General features: G+C 64.0%; 3 protein-coding genes. 2 read left to right on the top strand and 1 reads right to left on the bottom strand.

Annotated features, from left to right (window positions below):
- Nucleotides 1–522, top strand: a 522-nt coding sequence (locus tag C0V97_RS17315) for a polyphenol oxidase family protein (protein WP_148114967.1), incomplete at its 5' end; no start/stop codon positions are given.
- Nucleotides 519–1505: a hypothetical protein gene (locus tag C0V97_RS17310; RefSeq protein ID WP_127099506.1), complete on the top strand. Its 987-nt coding sequence runs from the start codon at nucleotides 519–521 to the stop codon at nucleotides 1503–1505. The genes C0V97_RS17315 and C0V97_RS17310, both read left to right, overlap by 4 nt.
- Before the next feature lie 47 nt (nucleotides 1506–1552).
- On the opposite strand, the gene C0V97_RS17305 is transcribed toward C0V97_RS17310, so the two are convergent.
- Nucleotides 1553–2506, bottom strand: a complete 954-nt coding sequence (locus C0V97_RS17305) for an SIS domain-containing protein (RefSeq protein WP_127099504.1) — start codon at nucleotides 2504–2506, stop codon at nucleotides 1553–1555.
- Between the last annotated feature and the right edge of the window lie 83 nt (nucleotides 2507–2589).

The following is a 2589-nucleotide window of genomic DNA, read 5'->3' as shown; positions in this document are numbered from 1 at the left end:
GGGCGCGGGCCGAAAGCCGATGCGCTGGTAAGCGATCGCGAGGATCTGGCACTGGGCGTGATCACCGCCGATTGCGGTCCGGTTCTTTTCGCGAGCACCGATGGGCGCGTGGTGGGCGCAGCCCATGCCGGGTGGCGCGGCGCGGTGGGCGGTGTGCTCGAAGCCACGATCGAGGCGATGGCGCGTCTGGGTGCGGGAGAGATCATCGCCTGTGTCGGCCCCTGCATCGCCCAGAACAGCTACGAGGTCGGGGCAGAAATGCGCGCATCCGTGCTCACCGCTTCTTCCGGAGCAGGAGAGTTTTTCACTGCGGGTGTGCGGCCCGGGCATTATCAGTTCGATCTGTCCGGCTACTGCCTGCACAGGTTGCGCCGTGCGGGTCTGCGCCGGATTTCACGCCTCGGACTGGATACGTTGCCCGATGTGGCGCGCTTCTTCAGCCACAGGCGGCGTACTCTCGCCGGAGGTGGGGCGATCGGGCATCAGATCTCGGCCATACGTGCAGGGAGACTTGGCGGATGATCTCTCTTTTTCCTCGGCATTTCTCGCCAAGGCACTCCTGGCGCATCGGACTCGGTCTTCTGGGTTCTGTGATGCTGCTTGGCGGTTGCGTCGACATGCCGCATCCCTTCGGTGATCCGGGGCCGGAGGGGCGTCGTCTTGCGTTGACCACGCCGCCGCCCCGCCTCGCCGTGCCGACGCCATCCGCCTCGCTGCTGGACAATGCTGCCTCGGCATTATGGGCGAAGGATGTAGCGTCACAACTCGTTGAGCAGTCGCTTCCTGCTGTGGCTCAACCAGCCAAACCGGGGGACTGGTGGCTGCGCCTTTCGGCCACGATGCAGGGAGACCAGGTCACACCGCATTACGAGGTCATGATGCCTTCCGGCGAACCACGTGGACATTGGGATGCTGCGCCGGTTCCTGCCTCGGCCTGGGCGCAGGGCGAGCCGAAGCTCCTGGAATCCCTGGCCTCATCCTCTGCCCCGCAGATCAGCACCGTATTGACCGGTATCCAGGCAGCCATGATGCAGGCCGACCCGCATAGCCTCAAACGCCGCCCGGCCAAGGTGTTTTTCAAGGGTGTGCGTGGGGCCCCGGGTGATGGCAATGTCACACTCGCACGCTCTTTCGTCGCCAGTTTTCCGGACCAGCATGACAAATTGGACCGCGACCCGAAGGCGGCCGATTACACTGTTGAGGGAATCGTGACGCTGAGCGATGGCCCTGCGGGCAATACGGGGCACCCATTGCAGCATATCGAGATCGTCTGGCGCACTGTCGCGGCTGACGGCAAGGAAGCCGGGGCGGCGACCCAGCTTCATGATATCGATGCGCACTCCCTCGACGGCCCCTGGGGCGATGTCGCGATGGTTGCCGCATCGGAGGCGGCGGGAGCCGTGCATCAGATCATCACCAACTACTCCGGACGCGACCACAAGCCGTTACCGCCGGAGCAGGGGAGTGGCAGCGCGAAAAGCAGGATCGCGGCCCGGCAGGGCTGAGGGTAGCGGGCGTCTCTCGATGGCAGACGCCCCTGAGGGGGGCTCGCTCAGCCGATGGTTACGACCTTGGTCAAATGGCGTGGGGCCAGCGTGTCGAGATTCTTGCTACGCGCCACATATTCGCCCAGGAGCTGCAGAACCGGCAGGCAGACCAGCGGCCCAGTGCCGGGTTCCCCCTCGACAGGAAGGCTGATTGTGCCCGGGCCCCCCAGCCCCAGTACTTTCGCGCCTTTAGACAGCAGGTCACGCGCCAGCAGGCCCTCTTCCTCAAGCGTGTCCGGATGATACATCATGATGACCAGGGAGCGCTCGTCGATCAGGCTGATCGGCCCGTGACGATATTCCAGAGGATGGTGCGCTTCGCTCTGGCTCAGGCTCATTTCCTGCATTTTCAGGGCCCCTTCACGTGCCACACCGTAGAAAGCGCCACCCCCGAGAAACACGAAATGCGTACGCCCGTCGATCAGTTCAGGCAGGGTGCTGTCGGCGGCCTCAAGCAGGCGACGCGCGGCCTCGATCGTGGGGGATCCGAGCGCAATTCCGGCGTAGCGCATCCCCAGAAGAAGCATCAGACTGGCCGATGCCGTCATGACAATGCCTTCTTCTGCATGGGTCTCGGCAGCGATCACGCTATCGGCATGGTCGCAAAGTGCGCTGCCCCCCGCACACGTGATGGCGGTCACGCGCTGACCGGCCGACTGGCTTGCCCTGGCAGCGGCCACGGTTTCGGTCGACTCGCCGCTCCGTGAAAGCGCGATGATTTCAGCGGCCACCGCTTCGGGCACATAATCATGCGGGCGGCGTGTCCATTCATTGCCTGGCACCGCGCGGCTCTGATGACCATGAGCGTTCAGGCAGACTGCGATGGAGTCTGCAATATGCACGGAAGTACCACAGCCAACGACCACCTGCACTTTATCGGCTGAGGGCCTTGCCCCGTCGAGATCGGCCTTCGCCCAGAGCGGGAACTGCTCTCTTATGCCGCGTTCGGTTGCGTTCATGGCGTTGTTCCTTTCCGATGGAGGGGCACGCTGATTTGTCATCACCCCGATATGTCAATCTGTCAGGCAGAGCGGGGCTTCTG

This window comes from Asaia sp. W19, assembly GCF_003994335.1.
GTDB lineage: Bacteria > Pseudomonadota > Alphaproteobacteria > Acetobacterales > Acetobacteraceae > Asaia.
The sequence above is the reverse complement of the archived record's forward strand: the minus strand, read 5'-3'. Positions and strand labels throughout refer to the sequence as shown.

Excerpts from the sequence above, each read along its gene's own strand:
- C0V97_RS17310 (WP_127099506.1), top strand. The coding sequence starts at position 519 with ATGATCTCTCTTTTTCCTCGGCATTTCTCGCCAAGGCACTCCTGGCGC.
- C0V97_RS17305 (WP_127099504.1), bottom strand. The coding sequence starts at position 2,506 with ATGAACGCAACCGAACGCGGCATAAGAGAGCAGTTCCCGCTCTGGGCG.